Origin of the sequence: Aeromonas sp. R4-2, from assembly GCF_040908295.1 — a bacterium.
Lineage (GTDB): Bacteria > Pseudomonadota > Gammaproteobacteria > Enterobacterales > Aeromonadaceae > Aeromonas > Aeromonas veronii.
Window position 1 is genome coordinate 456,771 of sequence record NZ_JBFODL010000014.1, and the last position, 18,869, is coordinate 475,639.

The window sequence follows — 18,869 nt, forward strand, 5'->3', positions numbered from 1 at the left end:
GACCCGGTATAACCGGGTTGCACACTCTCCTGGTGTGTCGAGTGCGCTGGCATGGCACGCAATGCGTGAGAAACCACTGCCAGGCAACTGATGTCATTCCGATGACGAGGCGCACTCTATGCCGATTTTAAAACATGATCAAGCTCACAAATGAGCCTTGTGGCAAATTGTGTCGTGACCTTAAATGGCTGTTTATCCAGATTAATTAGTGATCCAGATAGGCCCTGTGCAGTTTCTTCTCCAGCTTCATATAAGCCTGAACCCAGTCGCTATGCGGGTTGGCCGGATTCGCTCTGGCGGCAAAGACCGAGAGGTAATCTACCTGGGTAGCGCTCTGCAGCAGGGGGGTAAATGTCATCAAGAAATGTCGGGCCAGATAGGGGTCAAGGGGCCAGATGTTGAGGATGGCGCGAGCCACAGGCTGAACCGCAGCTGAACAGATGAAGTGGCGGTGTCCTGCCTCCAGCCAGTCGGCCATCTCGCACATGCCCGATTCGGGCACCAGACCACCATCACCTTGAGTGGTTGCCAGAGCAATTGCCTGACCGTTTACCGTGATGAGCTGCTCATTGTTATGCAGGGTGCCGTCGTGGCTGCGCAAGGCCAGGTCCGGGCATGCCTGTTCAAGAAACAGGCTGCAGCTCTCCGGCAGGGCGGCCAGCAGTTCGCTGGCGTGGCTGGACATCAAGGCCGGAAGCCAGAAGGCTTCGGCGCGATATTGTTCACCTTGCAGGCGCTGTTGTGCCAGTTCTTCTGTGCTGGATACGGGGTGCAGGCGAGAGATAATGCCGGGAAACGCCATACTTATTCCTCTTAATGGGTATCCGGCGGATTATACGAGTTATTGGTGGGCCACAATAAAGGTTTCTTTTCGAGACTGTTTACCTGAGGCGGCTGAGCGATTACCATCCCCCCTTGAAGGCAAGGGTTGTCGCCGAAAGGCGCTCATAAGATAGAGGCTCGACCATAACGAGTCCGAACAAAACTGATACACTTGACTACGAGTCGTCGCGAAAAATAAAAGGCGGAGTAAATCCGCCAAACGGAGTATGGAACATTATGAATTCAAATATCGTCACTGTTGGCAAGAAGATCCGTCAGATCCGTGAAGCGGTCGGTTTGAGCCGTCCGAAGTTTGCAGATTTGCTGGGTGTTCCTCCCACCACGCTGAAAAACTACGAGCTGGGTTACCGTGAAGTTGGGGGCGCCTTCCTGGTTGCCCTGGCGCACCACCCGGATTTGCACAAGTTCACTCTCTGGCTGCTGGCTGACAAAAAAGTCGCCGAAATCGGCCAGATTGGTCCGGACGATCTCGCCAAGGCGTAATCGTCACTGTGACAGATAGAGAAATGCCGCCCCTGGGCGGCATTTTTTTGGGTCGCTGATCGATATTTTGATCTAACACGCTTTGAATTATCCATGCAGGCCAACGAGAATAAGCGGCCCCGAAAAGTGGGCCCCTTGGTGGTATCTGGCCACCCGAACACTATTACATTCAGGATGATATGAGCAATCGGTATGGAGTATGGGTATGAGCAGTAACGAGTTGGATAAACGCTATGGCCTGATGACTGCCATTGCGATGGTGGTCGGCGTGGTGATTGGCTCCGGTGTCTTCTTCAAGGCCGATGATGTACTGCGTCTGACTGGCGGTAATCTGGCCATTGCGCTGCTGGCATGGGCGCTGGGGGCATTTTCGATGATTTTCGGCGCGCTGGTGTTTGCCGAGTTTGCCCAGCGGATCGAAAAGTCCAACGGTATCGTCGATTATGCCGAAGCGGCATACGGCAAAATGTTTGGTTATCTGGTGGGGTGGTTTAAAGGCGTACTCTATTACGCCCCTCTTTCCGCCATCCTTGCCTGGGTCGCCGCTCTGTACACAATGATCTTGCTCGGCAGTGATAATCCGACCAACTCTGGTGCGACCTGGATACTGGCGGCTGTCTATATGACGGTCACCTATCTGATCAACTTCTATACCCCGGTCCTGGCGGGCAAGCTGCAAGTGGGTTCTACCCTGATCAAGTTGATCCCGCTGATCCTGGTTGCCATTGTGGGCACCATTTCAGGCTTGCTCAATGGTGTCACCGTGACCAACTTTGTGCAGGCAATGGATGGGATAGGAAGCACCGGAGGTACTCTGGCTACGGCCGTGGTTGCCACCGCCTTCGCTTATGAGGGGTGGATTGCCGCCGTGACCATCAACAGCGAAATTCGCGATTCCAAGAAGAATCTGCCCAGAGCGCTGGTGATTGGCACCCTGATAGTCTTTGTGGTCTACGTCACCTATTTCCTGGGGATCGCCAGCGTCTTGCCGACGGACGAGATAGTGGCGCAAGGGGATAACGCGGTAAATCTCGCGACAACCAGCCTGTTTGGCGGGACTGCCTCGACTATTTTGACCGTGTTCGTGATTATCTCCTGCCTCGGAACCCTCAATGGTCTGGTGTTGGCGACCATGCGTATTCCCTACTCGCTGGCGATCCGCAATCAGGGGCCAGCCCCCAAGTGGATGAGCCGTATCGAACCGCATCACCACATGCCAATCAACTCGGCCCTCGCGGCAGCGCTGTTGTCGGTGATCTACTCAGTGCTGTGGTACTGTAGCATCAACGAGACATTCGGTCGTTACATCGCCCTGGACGAGATGCCGATCGTGCTGATTTATGGCCTCTATCTGTTCCTCTATGTCTGGTACATGCGCACCTTTACCGAGTTGGGCTGGATAAAGCGGTTTGTGATCCCGACCTGCGCGACCCTAGGCGCGCTCATCATTCTGTATGGCGGTATCACCAATCCCAGTCTGGGGCTCTATCTGCTGGTCTCTGTGGGGGTGATTCTGCTCGGGTTGCTCTTCTACCGTAAGGAGTGACCGGGTAAGGAAGTTGAAAAAAGCGCCGAATGGCGCTTTTTTCATTTGTAAACCGCAGCATGTCGAGAACTAATTGCCCAGCACCCCGAGCCGGCCCAGTTCATCCTTGAGCTGGTCGAGGTTGCGCTCGACGCAGGCCTCACCCTCCTCGATGGCATCGCTGGCGCGATGAAAGTCCATGATGGAGAAGCTGCCAAGGCGCGGACAGAGCTGGATTTCCGGGGGATCCCCTGCCATCCGCGCCCGGGTGATCCGCTCCTGCATGATGTTGATGGAGCCGCTCATCACGCTCCACATGCCGGGCGTGGCCGGGGTTGCCTCACCACGATTGAGCCACTGGCTGAGCAGGCCGCCGCCGGATTGATCCGGCTCGTCGGTCCAGGGCTGGTGCATGTCGGTGTTGAGGTTGATGGCGATCACCACCTCGGCTCCCATGGCGCGCGCCAGCGAGATGGGCACCGGATTGACCACGGCACCATCCACCAGCCAGCGGTCGTTGACCCGGGTCGGGGTGAGGATCCCCGGCATGCCGCAGGAGGCACGCACCGACTGGCGCAGCGGCCCCCGTTGCAGCCAGATCTCGCGGCCGGTATCGAGTTCGGTCGCCACGCAGGCGAAGGGGATGGGCAGACTCTCCAGCTCGGGATCCCCGAGATGGTTGGCGGCAATGCCAAACACCTTTTCGCCGCGAAAGAGGCCGCCGGAGAGCGCAGGATCGAGCAGGCTCACCACCTGCAGGCGGGTAAAGCCGCGTACCCAGCTCTCCAGTCTGTCCAGTTCGCCAGCGGCATAGGCGGCGCCGACAAAACTGCCGATGGAGCAGCCGGCGATGAGATCGGGCTTGATGCCGAGTCGTTCAAGAGCGCGGATGACGCCGATATGGGCCCATCCTCTGGCGGCACCGCTCCCCAGAGCGAGCCCTACGCGGGGTTTTCGTGGCACGAAGTGACTCCTGAAAAGTGTGGAGGGCCCAGCTTACTCTGTGAGCTGGGCCTCGTCACCCTGCCATCTTTCCGAGCGGTTGCGGCCATTGCCTTTGGCCTGATAGAGGGCGACATCGGCGCGGCGGATCGCCTCGTGCAGCGGGATGGAGTCTGCGTGGGGGTGGTAACCGAGGCTGATGGTGACGGCCAGCTCGGGCACTATGCTGCGCCAGTCATAACCCTCGACCGCGATGCGGATCTGCTCGGCCAGTGCGGCGAGACGAGCGTCATCACAGCGGGCGACCAGCAGCAAAAACTCCTCGCCGCCCCAGCGGATCAGGCAATCCGATGGGCTGAGTTGCTGCTGGCAGATCTGCACCAGCCGGATCAGCACGATATCACCCACTCCGTGGCCGAAGCGGTCGTTGACCCGTTTGAAGTGATCCGCATCGAACAGGATCACCCCGACAGGCATCTGTTTTGCCAGCTGGCCACTCTGCTCCTGCTGGCTTAGATAGTGCCGATTGAAGGCACCTGTGAGCGCATCATGGCAGGAGAGGTAGTTGAGCTGCAGGTTGAGACGGCGAGACCTCAGACTGGAGAGGGCGGCCAGCAACATGAAGGCGATAGCGAGCAGGGTTGGAGCCGATTGGCAGATCAGCGCAACGAGCAGCTCGAACAGAGGGATGCGATGCACCAGCCGCAGCGGTGTGTCGCTCAGCGCCTGGGTGAGTTGAAAGCCCCCCTGATTCCAGCGGTACTGATCGTCCGGTGCCAGATGTTGTTGGGGATGGGGATCCGAGTTGCTGCAGGCCAGCACCTGATCGTACTGATTGATGAGCAGGTAACCGCCGAGCTTTGGGGTGAGCGCCTGCAACTGCTGGTGAAGCCGCGAGAGCAGCACATCCATGCTGATGACCCCCACCAGTGTCGAGCCTTTGTAGAGGGGTTGCGACATGGTGATCATGGTGCCAAGGCCGGCAAAGTCCTCGTAGGGGCGCGAGAGAATGGTGGTGCGGCCCGGATTGGGGGTCGCCTGTGCATCCTGCCAGTAGGACTTCTCATAGATGGCATTGGTAAAACGGTACTGGCTGGAGGGGCGCCAGGGGTAGAGGTAGACAAAGTTGTCTGCGCCGGTGAAGTAGACCCAGGCGATCTCCTTGCCGAGGCGCTGGCTGGCGGTGGAGAGCAGGGGCGAGAGACTCAGGGCCAGATGAATGCGAGCCTCCCGCTCGCTGCCACGGGGGGGCAGGGGCCCCAATCCGGTCAGGTTGCCGACCAGCCCTGCGGGCAGGTCGGCTGGCGGGTGATCGAGTGCCAGTCCCTCCGGCAGCTGTTCGAGATGGCGATAGAGCTGGCGGGTCAGTACCGACTGGGGATCGCTGCGCAGTCGCTCTTCGGCCTGCCCGCGCATCGCCTCGAGAAAGGTCTCGGTCTGCTTGAACTGATCGCGCAGGCGAATGGCGCTATTGGCCGTATCGCTAAGATAGAGATCCTCTATCTGTTTCAGACTTTGCCGCAGGGTCAGACCAACCAGCAGGATGACGGAGGCGAACAGCAGCCAGGTCAGGCGTGAGAGGAAACGTCGGTCAGACACATTTGGCATAGGCGATTTATCTATATTGCGAAGAAAACTGTCGCTAGTGTATGCGACTCTGCTGAAAAAGGGATCGAAAAGGCTTGATTGCAGTGATCTTGCGCCACTCCTGTTACGTTTTGTCACATTTATACATAGTCACGGCATAGTCTGGGGCTAAAATGGCCCCCAATCAGATTTCCCTCTCTCAACTCTTCATGGATTGCTCGATGAAAATGCGTATCTGGCTGGGCCTCGGCCTGCTCTCTCTGGTGGCTGCCATCTGGTGGGCGGTTGGTCACTTTCAACCGGCAGCCAAGGCCCCGACCCGCGAGATCAATATTCGCACCCAGACCGTCAAGCAGAGTCTGGCCGAGCCGACCCTCAAGCTGGTGGGCAAGCTGGAGGCCAACCGCTCCGTGGTCATCAGCCCCGAGGTGACCGGCCGCATCGTCAATATCGCCGTGAAGTCCGGGCAGGGCGTCGCCAAAGGGGAGACCCTTATCGCCCTCGACAACGGCAAGCAACGCGCCGAGCTGGCCGAGCAGAGCGCCAGCCTGCGCGACGAGCACCGCAAGCTTAACGAGATGCGCAAGCTGGTCGCCCGTGGCGCCGTCACTCAGTCGGTGCTGGAGGGGCAGGAGGCCACCGTCGATCAGGTGCAGGCACGCGTCGATGCCGCCCGCTACGAGCTCTCCCTGCGTAACTTGCAGGCACCGTTTGCCGGCACCGTCAGCCTGATTGATCTGAGCGAAGGGGCGCTGGTCAATAGCGGCGACACCCTGCTGCATCTGGACGAGCTCGACAAACTGCGCCTCGATCTGGCGGTGCCGGAGCGTTACCTCTCCCTGCTGCGCCCGGGCATGGCGGTTACCGCCACCAGTACTGCCTGGCCGGATCAGCAATTCAACGGCACTCTCACCACTCTCGACAGCCGCGTCTCCAACGATACCCAGAACATCAAGGCGAGGGTGATGATCCCCAATGGCAACGGTCAGTTGCGCCCGGGCATGCTGCTCAATGTGGAGCTGGCGCTGCCCGCCCAGCAGCTCACCCTGATCCCCGCCCAGTCGGTGGAGTACGCCGGTGAGCAGCGCTTTGTTTACCGTCTCGAGGCCGATGGCCGGGTCAAGCGGGTGCCTGTGGTACTTGGCGAAACCGAAGGGGAGACCGTCTGGGTCACCGAGGGGCTCAAGGTCGGCGATCGCATCGTGGTCGAGGGGGTGGTCAACCTGCGTGATGGGGTGCAGGTGCGTGATCTGGCCGAGGTGAACGGCTGATGTGGCTCTCCGATATCTCAGTACGCCGCCCGCTGGTGGCGGTAGTGCTCAGTGCCCTGCTCACCGTGTTTGGTCTGGTCGCCTTCAGCAAATTGACGGTGCGGGAGATGCCGGACGTGCAGATTCCGTCGGTCTCCATCACCACTACCTATGAGGGGGCGGCCCCCTCAGTGATGGAGAGCCAGGTCACCAAGCCCATCGAGGATCAGCTCTCCGGCATCAGCGGCATCAAGAACATCAACTCCATGACCCGCAAGGGGCGTTCGATGATCACCGTCGAGTTCAAGCTCGGCTGGAACATGGTGGAGGGGATCTCCGATGTGCGCGATGCCCTCTCCCGCGCGCGGCCCCGGCTGCCCGATGATGTGGACGAGCCGCTGGTGACCAAGGACAGCGGCAACGGCGATGTGGCGATCTGGCTCAACTTCAGCAGCAGCCAGATGGATCGCACCGCCATGACCGACTACGCCAACCGGGTGCTGGTCGACCCCCTGAGTCTGGTGGACGGGGTGAGCGAAGTGGCGCTCTCCGGCGATCTGACCCAGGTGATGTATGTACGGCTGCGGCCTGCGGATATGGCGGCCCGTGGCATCACGGTGAGCGATGTGGAAGAGGCCCTCAAGCGGGAGAATATCGAGCTGCCGGGGGGGGAGATCCGCAACAACTCCATGACCATGGCGGTGCAGATCGCCCGGCTTTACCACACAGCGGAAGATTTCCAGCAGCTGCAAGTCACCACTGCCGCCAACGGCCAGAGCGTCTATCTGGCCGATATCGCCGACGTGGAGGTGGGGGCCAAGAACGAAGACAGCGCCTATCAGCGCAACGGCAAAGAGAGTCTGGGTATCGGCATCGTCGCCCAGTCCACCGCCAACCCGCTGGCAGTGGCGCAGGGAATTGAGAAGAAGCTTGGCGAGATGCAGCGCTTCCTGCCGGAGGGGGCCAAGCTCGAGGTGGATTACGACTCCACCATCTTTATCAAGCAGGCCATCGACGAGGTGTACGAGACCCTGGCCATCTGCGCCGTGCTGGTGGTGGCGGTGCTCTATCTGTTCCTCGGGCAGGGGCGCACCACGCTGATCCCGGCTATTACGGTGCCGGTATCGCTGATATCAGCCTTTATCGGCGCCTGGTATTTCGGCTTTTCCATCAACCTCATCACCTTGCTGGCCCTTATTCTCGCCATCGGTCTGGTAGTGGATGACGCCATCGTGGTGGTGGAGAACATCCACCATCATCTGCAGCGGGGGGAACCGCCGCTGCTGGCCGCCTGGCACGGCACCCGCGAGGTGGGCTTTGCGGTCATCGCCACCACCGCCGTGCTGGTGATGGTGTTTGTCCCCATCGCCTTTATGGATGGCATGGTGGGGCGGCTCTTTACCGAGTTTGCCATTCTGCTCTCGCTTGCGGTGCTCTGCTCCTCGCTGGTGGCGCTGACCCTGACCCCGGCCATGGGCTCCTGTCTGATGCGCCCGCTGGATAAACCGAACCGGCTGACCGCCGGGCTCGATCGCGGACTGGGCTGGCTGGAGGGGCACTATCGCCACCTGTTGGCGTGGGTGCTGCGTCGCTCCCGCTGGACGCCGCTGGTGCTGCTGCTCTGTCTGGGCGGTATCGGTGCCCTCTTTACCCAACTGCCGACCAGCCTTACCCCGACCGAGGATCGCGGCGTCATCTATGTCTTCGTCAAGGGGGCAGAGGGGACCAGCATCGAGCGGATGAAGCGCAACATGCAGCAGGTGGAGTCCGCCATCATGCCGATGCTGGGCAAAGGGGTTGTACAGGCGCTGAGCTTCAGTACCCCCGCCTTTGGCCGTGGCGGCGATCAGACCGGTATGGTCATCATCCAGCTCACCGACTGGGCGGAGCGCGACGTCACCGCCACCGAGTTCTCCCGCTCGCTGGGTGCCAAGCTCTCCGGCATTCCCGATGTGATGATCCGCACCTTCCAGCCCGGTTTCCGCGGCGGCTCCACCGCGCCGGTGCAGTTCGTGCTGCAGGGTAACGACTATGCCGAGCTCTACCAGCAAGGGTTGGCGCTGCAACAGGCGGCGCAGGGCAGCGGCCTGATGCTGAGCCCGGATCTCGACTACGCCGAGAAGACCCCCGAGCTGCAGGTGACCATCAACCGCGACAGCGCCAGCCAGCTTGGCATTCCGGTCTCCACCGTGGCCAACAGCTTGCAGACCCTGCTGGGCGGGGCGAGCAAGACCACCTATGTGGACAGGGGCGAGGAGTATGACGTCTACCTGCGCGGTAATCAGACCGAGTTCAACGGCATCTCGGATCTCGGTCGCATCTACCTGAAGGCCGCCAACGGCGAGATGGTCAGTCTCTCGACTCTGGCGACCGTCAAGCAGGTGGCGACCGCCAACCGCCTCAACCACTACCAGCGGCAAAAGGCGATCACCCTGACTGCCGACGTGCATCCTGACCACACCCTGGGTGAGGCCCTCGATTTCCTCGATGGCTGGGCCAACGCCAACCTGCCCACCGGCATGACGGTGGATTACGCCGGTGATTCCAAGGATTACCGCGACAATCAGGGGGAGATGGTGCTGGTCTTTGGCCTTGCCCTGCTGGTGGTCTATCTGGTGCTGGTGGCCCAGTTCGAGAGCACCCTGACCCCGGCGGTGGTGATGGTGACGGTGCCACTCGGCATCTTCGGCGGCCTGCTTGGCCTTTGGCTGACGGGGCAGGAGATGAGCATCTACAGCCAGATCGGGATGATCATGCTGATCGGCATGGTGACCAAAAACGGTATCCTCATCGTCGAGTTCATCAACCAGCTGCGCCAGCGCGGGGAAGGGTTTGAAGAGGCGATCATCGCAGGCTCGGTGCGCCGCTTGCGCCCCATCCTGATGACTTCGCTCACCGCTATTATCGGCGCGGTGCCGCTGATGCTCTCCATGGGGGCGGGCTACGAGAGCAGGATGGCGGTGGGGACAGTGGTCTTCTTCGGATTGTCGCTGGCCACCCTGGTCACCCTGCTGGTGGTGCCCGCCATCTACCATCTGATCGCCCGCCACGCCGGAATGACAGGGGCGCGGGATCAACAGGTAGATGAAGCGCTGGCCGCCAAGGGGGCAGGGGAGTCGCCCCCTCCGGCGCCCTGATCTGCGCCTTGGCCTGAACCCTGACCTGCGCGCTCAAGCGGTGCCAGTTATCAGCCTCATCAGCACAAGGGCGCCTGCGGGCGCCCTTGCTATTGCGGGCGGCGGCCTATTCCGCGGGATCTATAGGGACAAAAAGCCATCGCTCCCCTTGGCCGCAACCGGTATAATGCGCGACCCGAATTTTTCCAGGTGTTCAAAATGCAGCCGGTACCCAACCTTTTCTCCTATCCCCGCTATTGGGCCGAGTGCTACGGCACGGCGCCCTTCCTGCCCATGTCCCGCAAAGAGATGGACAAGCTGGGTTGGGACAGCTGCGACGTCATTCTGGTGACGGGGGATGCCTACGTGGATCACCCGAGCTTCGGCATGGCGGTCATCGGCCGCATGCTTGAGGCGCAGGGCTTTCGGGTCGGCATCATCGCCCAGCCGGACTGGTCATCGAAGGATGACTTTATGCGTCTGGGCAAACCGAACCTCTTCTTCGGGGTGACCGCGGGCAACATGGACTCCATGATCAACCGCTACACCTCCGACAAAAAGCTGCGCCACGACGACGCCTACACCCCGGGGGATGTGGGCGGCAAGCGGCCGGATCGCGCCACCCTGGTCTATACCCAGCGCTGTAAAGAGGCCTTCAAAGAGGTGCCGGTGGTTATCGGCGGCATCGAGGCTTCCTTACGCCGTATCGCCCACTACGACTACTGGTCCGAGACCATTCGCCGCTCCATCCTGCTCGATGCCAAGGCCGATATCCTCATCTACGGCAACGCCGAGCGGCCGCTGGTGGAAGTGGCCCACCGCATCGCAGCGGGGGAGAGCATCGACACCATGCAGGATATTCGCGGCACCGCCGTTATCCGCAAGGAGCCGCTGCCGGGCTGGAAAGGGGTGGATTCGAGCAAGCTCGACCAGATTGGCCGCATCGATCCCATCATGAACCCCTATATGGAAGGGGCCCCATGCTCGGATGATGCCACCGACGCGGCTCCTGCCGCGCAGGAAGCCCAACCCGTGCTGGTGCAGCCGGCCAAACCCAAGCCGTGGGAAAAAACCTATGTGAAGCTGCCGGCGTTCGAGCGGGTGAAAGAGGACAAGGTGCTCTACGCCCACGCCTCGCGCATTCTGCACCACGAGACCAACCCCGGCTGTGCCCGCGCCCTGTCGCAGGCCCACGGCGATCGCATCGTCTGGGTCAACCCGCCCGCCTTCCCGCTGGAAACCGAGGAGATGGACGGCGTCTTCGGCCTGCCCTACCAGCGGGTGCCGCACCCAGCCTATGGCAACGAGAAGATCCCCGCCTTCGAGATGATCAAGACCTCGGTCAACATCATGCGCGGCTGCTTTGGCGGCTGCTCCTTCTGCTCCATCACCGAGCACGAAGGGCGCATCATCCAGAGCCGCTCGGAAGAGTCGATCCTCAAAGAAATCGAAGATATCCGCGACAAGGTGCCGGGCTTTACCGGCGTCATCTCGGATCTCGGCGGCCCCACTGCCAACATGTACAAGCTGCGTTGCAAGAGCCCCAAGGCCGAGCAGACCTGCCGTCGCGCCTCCTGTGTCTGGCCCACCATCTGCCCGCACATGGACACCGACCACAGCCCGACCATCAACCTCTATCGCAAGGCGCGCGACCTCAAGGGGATAAAGAAGATCCTCATCGCCTCCGGCGTGCGTTACGACATCGCGGTCGAAGATCCCCGCTATATCAAGGAGCTGGCCAAGTACCACGTCGGCGGCTACCTCAAGATCGCGCCGGAACACACCGAGGAGGGGCCGCTCTCCAAGATGATGAAGCCGGGCATGGGCAGCTACTACCAGTTCAAGGAGCTGTTCGACAAATACTCGAAAGAGGCGGGCAAGCAGCAGTACCTGATCCCCTACTTCATCTCCGCCCACCCGGGTACCACGGATGAAGACATGGTCAATCTGGCGCTCTGGGTCAAAGAGAACCGCTTCAAGCTCGATCAGGTGCAGAACTTCTACCCGTCGCCGCTCGCCAACGCCACCACCATGTATTACACGGAGAAAAACCCGTTAAACAAGGTGAGCCGCACCGGTGGCGATGTGTTTGTCGCCAAGGGCGAGCGTCGCCGCCGCCTGCACAAGGCGCTGCTGCGCTACCACGACCCCGCTGGCTGGCCGATGATCCGCGAAGCCCTGCTCGCCATGGGCAAGGGCCACCTGATTGGCAACGGCCCCGGCTGTCTGGTGCCGCCGGAAGGGCGCAACGAGCGTGCCGCCAGCGGCAAGGGCATGAAACCGGCCCTGACTCGCCATAGCCCAATGTCTCAACAAAGAGGCGAATATCAGCGTGGTAATGGCGCAGGCAACAAGCCGACGGGTGGCAAGCCGGTGGGTTCCCAGCTGCACAAAGGCGCGGCTAATGGCAAACCGGCCGCACAGGGCGAAGGCAAGAGTGCGGGCCAGAATGCGGGTAAAAGCAAGCCTGCCGGAAAACCCGCCCATAAGGGCAAGACGCCGACCCGCGCAGGATCTGCCAAGCCGGGCGCCAAACCCGCAGCTCAAGGCGGCAAGCCTGCGGCTAAAGGGAATGGTGCCAAGCGGCCTGCACGGTGAGTTTTCCTGATTGGAAAGCGATAGAAATAAAAAAGGCGACCGGATGGTCGCCACTCTTGATATTAAATTTAAACGTCATCACTTTAGTATAAAGACCGAGCTTTATTACTAGTGTCCATTATGTTTATAGAAGGATATGTTTTGTTTATGAAGTTGCAAAAAGAGGTTATTTTTTCAGAGAGAATGGTTGTTTCTATATCTATTTCATTGTAAAGAATATCGTCTTCTTTAGTTTGACAGAAATCGCCCGGCATATGAAATGATAATGTGTTCATATGTGGGACTAAATTGTATGGGGCTTTTTTCACCAATGTGATGAGTTTTGTCCATTCTGACATTAAACTGTCTATATTTTCGCTCAATATATTATCGCTCAAGATGAAAACTGGGCTTTTGATAACTGTGTTAATGTTGCAAAGTTGTTCAACTAGTGAGCAATGAATGTATTTTGCGCCCCATTTTAAGTGCTCATGTGTTGAGGTGAGATCAATTACATTTAAGAGGGCAGTAAGATGTGATAAATCCTTTTCTTGGGCTAGTGCTTGATGTGTTTTTGATGGGGTTGGAAAATATTGAGGAAAATGTAATCTGACTGTATTCTCATCTCGAGATAGATCGCTGACAATATCTTCCCAAAATAAAATTTCTATGGGGAATTTCCCTTGATTTTTTCTGCTTTCAGAAAGTAGTCTTGCAAATTTTTGAATATGTACATCTCGCTCTGCCGTTGTTGCGATATATAGAGTTTCCAACTTTGGGATAAATGACTCTGCCTTAGTGCATTCACTCTCAATTAATTTCTGGCTGATGCTTGAGGTGGTATTTTTGCACTGAACCCCTACAAGTTTATCCAAGGAGTCTTTACCATATATATCAACACCATTCTGTTGCTGCCCCTGGCGGCCATGTTTACTTAAATTGGGGTTTGCCCATCTTAGGGAACATGCACTCTTGCATATATCTTCAAACTCATCCCATGACTTCGGTGCTGGCAATCTTGATGTGTTTATAGTGGGCATAATATAAAACTCTTCTATTTATGATGTTGTCAGTAAAGTAGGATTGCAGCGTATCTGAGCGATGCATTGGATGTATTTTAACCACCACTTTCAAAAACCTAGGACACCCACCTTTCTGTATGACCGCCCATGAATTACTGCTTCCTATATGCTCCCTTGACCCGCGAGGGCTGCAACCCATCGCAGTTCAACAGGTTCTGGATGGCTATGGTAAGTCAAATGAAACTGCTTAGGCGAGCCTTAAAATGGCATAACCATCAGAAAAACCTCGTTCTCTGACCGCTATCAAACTCTTCTCGCTCTGCGGCCTTGCCGCCAACCGGACAGTGATCGGGCGCTGGCTGCTGGCCATCCTGCGGCCATGGCCGGGTGCTGGAATTCCTTAGAGTGTTTTACTGGCGCAACTCATAAGTGAATAGCTGTTGCACAGGTGGAACAATCAAGGGGCGGTGCGGGCAGGGCCACAGGGGCGGGGAGGGGAAAAACAGGAGGCCCGGTAGAGATAAAACCCCCGGCTGGCGCGCTTTACATAAGGTGGTGCAATTTGGTGAAGGAAGTGGTCGATTTAACGGCAGTGGGTGACTAGACTAGCTTGGTCTTCTTATGAGACCTATGCCCCCTTTTTCGGGACACCCACCTTTTTGGCCGGAAAACCTGCCCATAAGGGCAAAGCGCCGACCTGCGCAGGCTCTGCCAAACCCGCCACTCAGGGCGGCAAGCCAGCGGCCAAAGGAAATGGCGCCAAGCGACCGGCGCGGTAATATTTCCTGATTGGAAAGCGATAGAAATAAAAAGGCGACCAGATGGTCGCCTTTTTATTTTATGTTATTCACAAATGTTATGTTTTAGCATAGGCAGCTTGTTGATTATCTTTTATCGCGGCTTTTGCTGCAGTTTTTATTGTATTACTTGTCTTCTCAAGTTTTTTAATTGAGTTCTTCGAGTAAAATGCTCCCCATACTCTAAAAATAGTTGAAGGGAAAATACTAATAATAACTAAAAACCATGCAAATCCGGAAGTAAGTGTTATCTTAGGTTGGAAGCCAATTAATGCTAGAGCGCAGAATAAAAAAATCGAAATTATTATTCCAAGAATTGTTGCTATACAAGATAGTTTTTCAAGAAATGACTTGTATTCATTAGACTCTTTATCTAAGTCAGAAATTGAGTCAGAGCGTTCACAATTACCACTACTATAAACACCATTTAGGTCTCTTATTAAACTTTCCTTGTGTTTATCAAAGTTATTAATTGCTTTATTCTTTACCCCATCCCAAAATGAAGATACAAAATTAATCGCGATTGCCACGCTTAAAAATGGTGCAAAATCATACAGCAAAAATGAAGTAACAGTTGGTGTTGCTTCAATAGTAGCTACTGCAGCAGAAACCATTAACGAAACTCCCCTGCTTTTGCTCTATCCTCTACCCTCAAAAAATAACTTTTGAGAGCATTAAAAAAGTCATCATCATGTAAAGTTAAAAATGAAGTTGATTCTGGGAGTCTAATTTTACTTTCGGCATATCTATCTATAAAAAGAATATTTGAAGGCGAACTTAGAATAAATTCGTTATCGAGAGTGTCCTCAATAATTTTTGACGATAATTTATTAGGGATTGCTTGGATATTTATTTTGCTGTTAGATCCAATGCCACTCAAGAAACCAAGGTTTTTAATTTTTGCTGTATTGTTGGTTAGTATATTAATGGTTGAATTAATTGAACGGTTTAGAATTTTCAGAAAGACGTTTTCATTTGATAAAACATCAAATAGTTTACTATTTTGATTTTCGTCAAAAAAAACAAAAATGAATAATTCACCACGTGATAAATTTAGAATTTCTTGAGTTCCGCATATACGATGTTCATTGTCTATTAGCGATATTGGAGTGTTATCTTTTTGTTGATTAAACCTGTAAATTAAATCTTTTAGTTCTAGCAATGACATATAAAACACCTGTTTTTTCAATAGCATATCTCATGTATGAGACTACCATATTTTAAAAATTAGACCACCTAAATCAATGAATATAATGGAGCTGTCCCCTAGCGAAAAATCTGGGACACCCACCTTTCTGAGTAAGGCGTAACGCCACCAAATCCCACGCTACCGCCCGTGGATTACAGCTTCCAATATGCTCTATTGACCCGCGCTGGCAGCAACCCATCGCAGTTCAACAGATTCCAGATAGCCACTGTAAGCCAAACGAAACTGCCGAGGCGAGCCTTAAAGTGACTTAACTATCAGAAGTTAATCATTTGTTTTTGCGCTTGATCAGCAAATGGAGCCGGAAGGCGGCTTTATAGCCATATCCCGCTTTGGCAAGCTGGGAAGGGAGTGAATTGGGGCGACCTGCTGATCGCCCCTTGTTATTGCCATATCCGGCGCGTGAAGGGTCAGCCGTTATAGCCGTAGCAGCGCTTGAGCTCCTCGAAATCGTAGTAGTGGCTGCCGCTTTGGTAGGGCTGGCAGCCCGTTTTAAAGGCGATATCCTTTTCGTTGTAGAGCATCTTGACCAGCACCTGCCGCTGCCCGTTCTGGTAGATATCCCACTGAATATTGGCGGTATAGGGGGAGACCCAGCCGCCGCGCCACTCGTTGTTCTGCTGGCTGAACAGCTGATCCGGGCTGGCCCCTTGACGGCTCCCTTCCAGCTTCATCAGGGCGGCGAGGGGGATAATGGCTTCGGCGTGGGCAAAGCGCAGGGTGGCCCGTCGGCTCTGCTCGCCCTCCACCACCTGACGCTGCACCTCGCCAAACAGGCCGTCGAGCAGCGGCTGGGCAATGGCGTAGGGGGCGCTCTGGTTGGCAAAACTCGGCCCCTTCTCGTAGAAATCTTCCGCATCGGAGAGGTAGGAGAACCAGGCCGACTCCTGTGGGGTCAGGAACTGCTCCAGCGCCCAGGGTTCGCTGCCCTGTGCCTGCGCTTCGCGGATCATGCCGGGGCCGATGATAAAGAGGTTGTAGAGCATCAGGGCGGCATCCACTTCGTCGCGCACATAGGTCATGCCGCCATCTTCCGGGTTGACGGCGACAAACTCGACGCCGCCCGCCAGATAGTCGACAAAGCCCTTGCTGTAGATACGCTCCAGCATGCTGCGGGCCATCTCTTTGGTCTTGCTCAGGTTTTTAAGCTGATCCAGCGCCCTGGCCAGTTCGGGGGCCGGGGCGATTCCGGCATCTTCGTCACCGATAAAGCGCTGATAACTCTCATAGGCGGGCAGGTAGCGGGCGTAATCCCCCTCGGGCGTGGTCTTGTGGAAGTAGAGCTCGAATTTGTTGACCAGCTTTTTGTCGATCTTCGAGGGGTCATCCTGCGTGAGGTAGCACTGCGCCGAGTCGCTGACATAGTTCACGTCGCGCTTGAGGCTCCCCATAAAGTAGAAGGCGCTTTCGTTGGCCCTGTCCTTGCCCGAGGTGACCACCTTGATGCAGTGGGGTTCGCTGCTGTTGAGCAGGGTCGGCAGCCGCGCCGCCAGCCGGGTAGCGAGATTGGCGTGCTCCTCCTTGCCCAGCGCCGAGAGCAGGCCATAGCCCAGTTTCTGGTTAGCGGCCGTCACCAGATCGACCTTGCCTCCCAGCCCCTGCCCGAGAGTGGTGAGCGCCCCCTGACGCTGCGCCTCTTCCCAGACCAGCTTGGTCAGCACGTCATATTTCGGGCTGGAGAGGGAGCGCGAGCCGTGGCGCGCCACCATCTCGGTAAAGACCGGGCTGAACCCCTGAGGCGCTGGCTCGTAGCTCTCCGCCTGCTGCTGCGGGCTGTAGACCGCTTTGGTGCTGTATTGGTAGGCGGTTTTGCCCTGGCTGTCGGCAGACGATTCGTTTTCTGACTGGCAGCCGCCAAGCAAGACCAGCGAGACGGCCACAGCCACATAAGAAGAGCGCGGGAAAGTCATGATGTTCCTTATCTATCCATATGAAAAATAAGTGAAAAACTCTATGACTTGAAAATGACCGCGGGATGTCAGCCAGATGACAGGAAGGTGACTGTTGTGAATGCCATTAGTAGGGGGACAGACGTGGCGAGCATGCCCATCAGGGAGCGCTTCTGTTATCTTGGCCTGCCCGATAGATGGGCTTGGAGCCCGTTCATGACGTGTTTGGCAGGAGCAATCAGATGGCAATAAAAACGCGATCCCGCAGGGAGAAGGTGGGCAGTGGCCTTGGGCTGCTGCTCGGGATCATCGGCTTCAATCTGCTGGTGCCCTTCCTGTTTGAAAAGCAGGCGGGTTTTGATGGCAACCAGATGCTCTGGGCCGCCGTGACAGCTCTGGTCTGCTCCGAGCTGGGGGCCAGAGTGGGCAAGTGGCTGGATTGCCGGGAGCAAACGAGAGCAGGCGACTAACTCAGGAGGCGGCAGACAGGTCGCGGGTTGATCTGAACTGGCTGGGAGTCAGGCCGGTGATGCGCTGAAATTCGCGATTGAAATTGGATTTGGTCTGAAAACCGGCGTTCATCAAGATCTGGGTGATGCTCTCATCCGTGTTCAGCAGGGCCTGCCTGGCATGGGCAATCCGATATTCGTTGATGACCCTGGGGATGCTCTGCTGGCGCACCAGATTGACGGCACTGGAGATCTGCTTTGCGGGAATGCCCAGTTTGCGTGAGAGGCGGGCCAAGGTCAGCTCAGGATCCAGGTAGCAGGCTTTCTCCTTCATCAGGTTATCGAGCAGAGCCACTATCTCCCGGGCGCGATCTTCGCTCAGCAGCGGCGCTTTCTCAACAGGCTCGGGAACGGAGGTGGATATCTCCTCCTCTTCTGCGTCAGCGGTATTGACCCCCACCATCACCACGGCTGCCGCCAGCATGGGCACCAGCATCAGGTGACCCAGCGACAGGATATAGGGCGCCAGCTGGCCTTGGTTGAAGGCGAAGTCGAGGGAGACGGCGGCGTCGATGGCCGCCGAAAACAGCAGCATCCAGCCCGCGATATGTTCCGCCCGCCTGACTCCCTCCCACTCATTGAACGAGACATAGAGCAGCAGCTGTGTCTTATCGGAGAAGCGCACCAGCGCGATGCCGTAGCAGAGATAGATGGCGGTCAGCAGGCCATCCAGTGGCAGTGGCAACCAGTTGTGGGTCAGCATGCCGAAGGCAACCAGCGCGGGGCCGACGCCGTGCAGCCAGGAGAAGCGGGCGCTAGGCGCCTTGGTCCGGCTGAAGATGTGCCAGGCGGCCACCGGAATAAGCGAGGCGAGGATCGGCTGCGCGAGACTGAGCAGCGCCAGATCGAAGGTCCAGCGCAGCCCCACCACGCCGGTGGTGATGGCGCACAGCAGCAAAAAGAGGGCGATCGTTCTGGCCGCCCGGCCAAGGCGCGCCAGCAGCACGGCGGCCAGCAGAGCCAGCAGCAAGGAGACAATAAAGGGTATGGGTATGGCCAGCATCATGTATCCCCTGTGCAAAGAGAGGCCGTTAACCAGCCGCGGCATGCCAGCATAACGGCTCGGGTCAGGTGAATGAAGCTCATGATGGCGCAGACGCGGTTCGAGGACGACCTGAAACC

General features: G+C 57.1%; 14 protein-coding genes. 6 read left to right on the top strand and 8 right to left on the bottom strand.

What is annotated here, in order from left to right; translation table 11 throughout:
* Positions 1-205 precede the first annotated feature (205 nt).
* On the bottom strand, positions 206-802 hold the full coding sequence (locus tag AB5Y99_RS12610) for a hypothetical protein (protein ID WP_279489017.1): 597 nt from the start codon (positions 800-802) through the stop codon (positions 206-208).
* A 257-nt stretch (positions 803-1,059) separates the two neighbouring features.
* Between AB5Y99_RS12610 and AB5Y99_RS12615 the strand changes: the two genes are divergently transcribed.
* Together AB5Y99_RS12615 and AB5Y99_RS12620 are read left to right on the top strand one after the other, a co-directional pair.
* Complete coding sequence (locus tag AB5Y99_RS12615) at positions 1,060-1,326, top strand: DNA-binding transcriptional regulator (RefSeq protein ID WP_005338367.1); 267 nt, start codon at positions 1,060-1,062, stop codon at positions 1,324-1,326.
* Between the two features lie 205 nt (positions 1,327-1,531).
* Complete coding sequence (locus AB5Y99_RS12620) at positions 1,532-2,872, top strand: APC family permease (RefSeq protein WP_005338365.1); 1,341 nt, start codon at positions 1,532-1,534, stop codon at positions 2,870-2,872.
* A 69-nt stretch (positions 2,873-2,941) separates the two neighbouring features.
* Here the strand turns inward: AB5Y99_RS12620 and AB5Y99_RS12625 are convergent, their stop codons facing one another.
* Together AB5Y99_RS12625 and AB5Y99_RS12630 are read right to left on the bottom strand one after the other, a co-directional pair.
* Entirely contained in the window at positions 2,942-3,814 is an 873-nt protein-coding gene (locus AB5Y99_RS12625; RefSeq protein WP_071912094.1) for a patatin-like phospholipase family protein, read from the bottom strand.
* Positions 3,815-3,847: 33 nt separating this feature from the next.
* Positions 3,848-5,401 (bottom strand): diguanylate cyclase, encoded by a 1,554-nt coding sequence (locus tag AB5Y99_RS12630; protein ID WP_368209809.1) that lies wholly within the window; start codon positions 5,399-5,401, stop codon positions 3,848-3,850.
* Positions 5,402-5,601: 200 nt separating this feature from the next.
* On the opposite strand from AB5Y99_RS12630, the gene AB5Y99_RS12635 reads away from it, so the two are divergent.
* The 3 genes from AB5Y99_RS12635 to AB5Y99_RS12645 all read left to right on the top strand — a co-directional run bounded on the left by AB5Y99_RS12635 (position 5,602) and on the right by AB5Y99_RS12645 (position 12,344).
* Positions 5,602-6,651 carry an efflux RND transporter periplasmic adaptor subunit gene (locus AB5Y99_RS12635; protein ID WP_368209811.1) on the top strand — a complete coding sequence of 350 codons (1,050 nt, stop codon included), beginning with the start codon at positions 5,602-5,604 and terminating at the stop codon, positions 6,649-6,651.
* A complete protein-coding gene (locus AB5Y99_RS12640) occupies positions 6,651-9,767 on the top strand; it encodes an efflux RND transporter permease subunit (RefSeq protein ID WP_368209813.1) in 3,117 nt (1,038 codons plus the stop codon). The genes AB5Y99_RS12635 and AB5Y99_RS12640 overlap by 1 nt, the downstream gene beginning before the upstream one ends.
* A 198-nt stretch (positions 9,768-9,965) precedes the next feature.
* Positions 9,966-12,344, top strand: a complete 2,379-nt coding sequence (locus AB5Y99_RS12645) for a YgiQ family radical SAM protein (RefSeq protein WP_368209815.1) — start codon at positions 9,966-9,968, stop codon at positions 12,342-12,344.
* Between the two features lie 83 nt (positions 12,345-12,427).
* Here the strand turns inward: AB5Y99_RS12645 and AB5Y99_RS12650 are convergent, their stop codons facing one another.
* The 4 genes from AB5Y99_RS12650 to AB5Y99_RS12665 all read right to left on the bottom strand — a co-directional run bounded on the left by AB5Y99_RS12650 (position 12,428) and on the right by AB5Y99_RS12665 (position 17,259).
* Positions 12,428-13,363, bottom strand: a complete 936-nt coding sequence (locus tag AB5Y99_RS12650; RefSeq protein ID WP_368209817.1) for a hypothetical protein — start codon at positions 13,361-13,363, stop codon at positions 12,428-12,430.
* A gap of 838 nt (positions 13,364-14,201) precedes the next feature.
* Positions 14,202-14,756, bottom strand: coding sequence for a hypothetical protein (locus tag AB5Y99_RS12655; protein ID WP_368209818.1), 555 nt, complete (start codon positions 14,754-14,756; stop codon positions 14,202-14,204).
* Positions 14,756-15,310 carry a hypothetical protein gene (locus AB5Y99_RS12660; RefSeq protein ID WP_368209819.1) on the bottom strand — a complete coding sequence of 185 codons (555 nt, stop codon included), beginning with the start codon at positions 15,308-15,310 and terminating at the stop codon, positions 14,756-14,758. Before AB5Y99_RS12660 ends, AB5Y99_RS12655 begins: the two co-directional genes overlap by 1 nt.
* A 449-nt stretch (positions 15,311-15,759) precedes the next feature.
* The gene (locus AB5Y99_RS12665) at positions 15,760-17,259 is read right to left on the bottom strand and encodes a histidine-type phosphatase (RefSeq protein WP_368209820.1); all 1,500 of its coding nucleotides are present in this window, start codon (positions 17,257-17,259) and stop codon (positions 15,760-15,762) included.
* Between the two features lie 221 nt (positions 17,260-17,480).
* On the opposite strand from AB5Y99_RS12665, the gene AB5Y99_RS12670 reads away from it, so the two are divergent.
* A complete protein-coding gene (locus AB5Y99_RS12670) occupies positions 17,481-17,708 on the top strand; it encodes a hypothetical protein (RefSeq protein ID WP_041980575.1) in 228 nt (75 codons plus the stop codon).
* A 1-nt stretch (position 17,709) separates the two neighbouring features.
* Here AB5Y99_RS12670 and AB5Y99_RS12675 read toward each other — a convergent pair whose 3' ends face one another.
* A complete protein-coding gene (locus AB5Y99_RS12675) occupies positions 17,710-18,750 on the bottom strand; it encodes an AraC family transcriptional regulator (RefSeq protein WP_279460532.1) in 1,041 nt (346 codons plus the stop codon).
* Positions 18,751-18,869 lie beyond the last annotated feature (119 nt).

Coding starts and splice junctions, on each gene's coding strand:
- AB5Y99_RS12645 (WP_368209815.1), top strand. CDS start 9,966: ATGCAGCCGGTACCCAACCTTTTCTCCTATCCCCGCTATTGGGCCGAG.
- AB5Y99_RS12615 (WP_005338367.1), top strand. CDS start 1,060: ATGAATTCAAATATCGTCACTGTTGGCAAGAAGATCCGTCAGATCCGT.
- AB5Y99_RS12665 (WP_368209820.1), bottom strand. CDS start 17,259: ATGACTTTCCCGCGCTCTTCTTATGTGGCTGTGGCCGTCTCGCTGGTC.
- AB5Y99_RS12610 (WP_279489017.1), bottom strand. CDS start 802: ATGGCGTTTCCCGGCATTATCTCTCGCCTGCACCCCGTATCCAGCACA.
- AB5Y99_RS12655 (WP_368209818.1), bottom strand. CDS start 14,756: ATGGTTTCTGCTGCAGTAGCTACTATTGAAGCAACACCAACTGTTACT.
- AB5Y99_RS12660 (WP_368209819.1), bottom strand. CDS start 15,310: ATGTCATTGCTAGAACTAAAAGATTTAATTTACAGGTTTAATCAACAA.
- AB5Y99_RS12640 (WP_368209813.1), top strand. CDS start 6,651: ATGTGGCTCTCCGATATCTCAGTACGCCGCCCGCTGGTGGCGGTAGTG.
- AB5Y99_RS12675 (WP_279460532.1), bottom strand. CDS start 18,750: ATGCTGGCCATACCCATACCCTTTATTGTCTCCTTGCTGCTGGCTCTG.
- AB5Y99_RS12650 (WP_368209817.1), bottom strand. CDS start 13,363: ATGCCCACTATAAACACATCAAGATTGCCAGCACCGAAGTCATGGGAT.
- AB5Y99_RS12630 (WP_368209809.1), bottom strand. CDS start 5,401: ATGCCAAATGTGTCTGACCGACGTTTCCTCTCACGCCTGACCTGGCTG.
- AB5Y99_RS12635 (WP_368209811.1), top strand. CDS start 5,602: ATGAAAATGCGTATCTGGCTGGGCCTCGGCCTGCTCTCTCTGGTGGCT.
- AB5Y99_RS12620 (WP_005338365.1), top strand. CDS start 1,532: ATGAGCAGTAACGAGTTGGATAAACGCTATGGCCTGATGACTGCCATT.
- AB5Y99_RS12670 (WP_041980575.1), top strand. CDS start 17,481: ATGGCAATAAAAACGCGATCCCGCAGGGAGAAGGTGGGCAGTGGCCTT.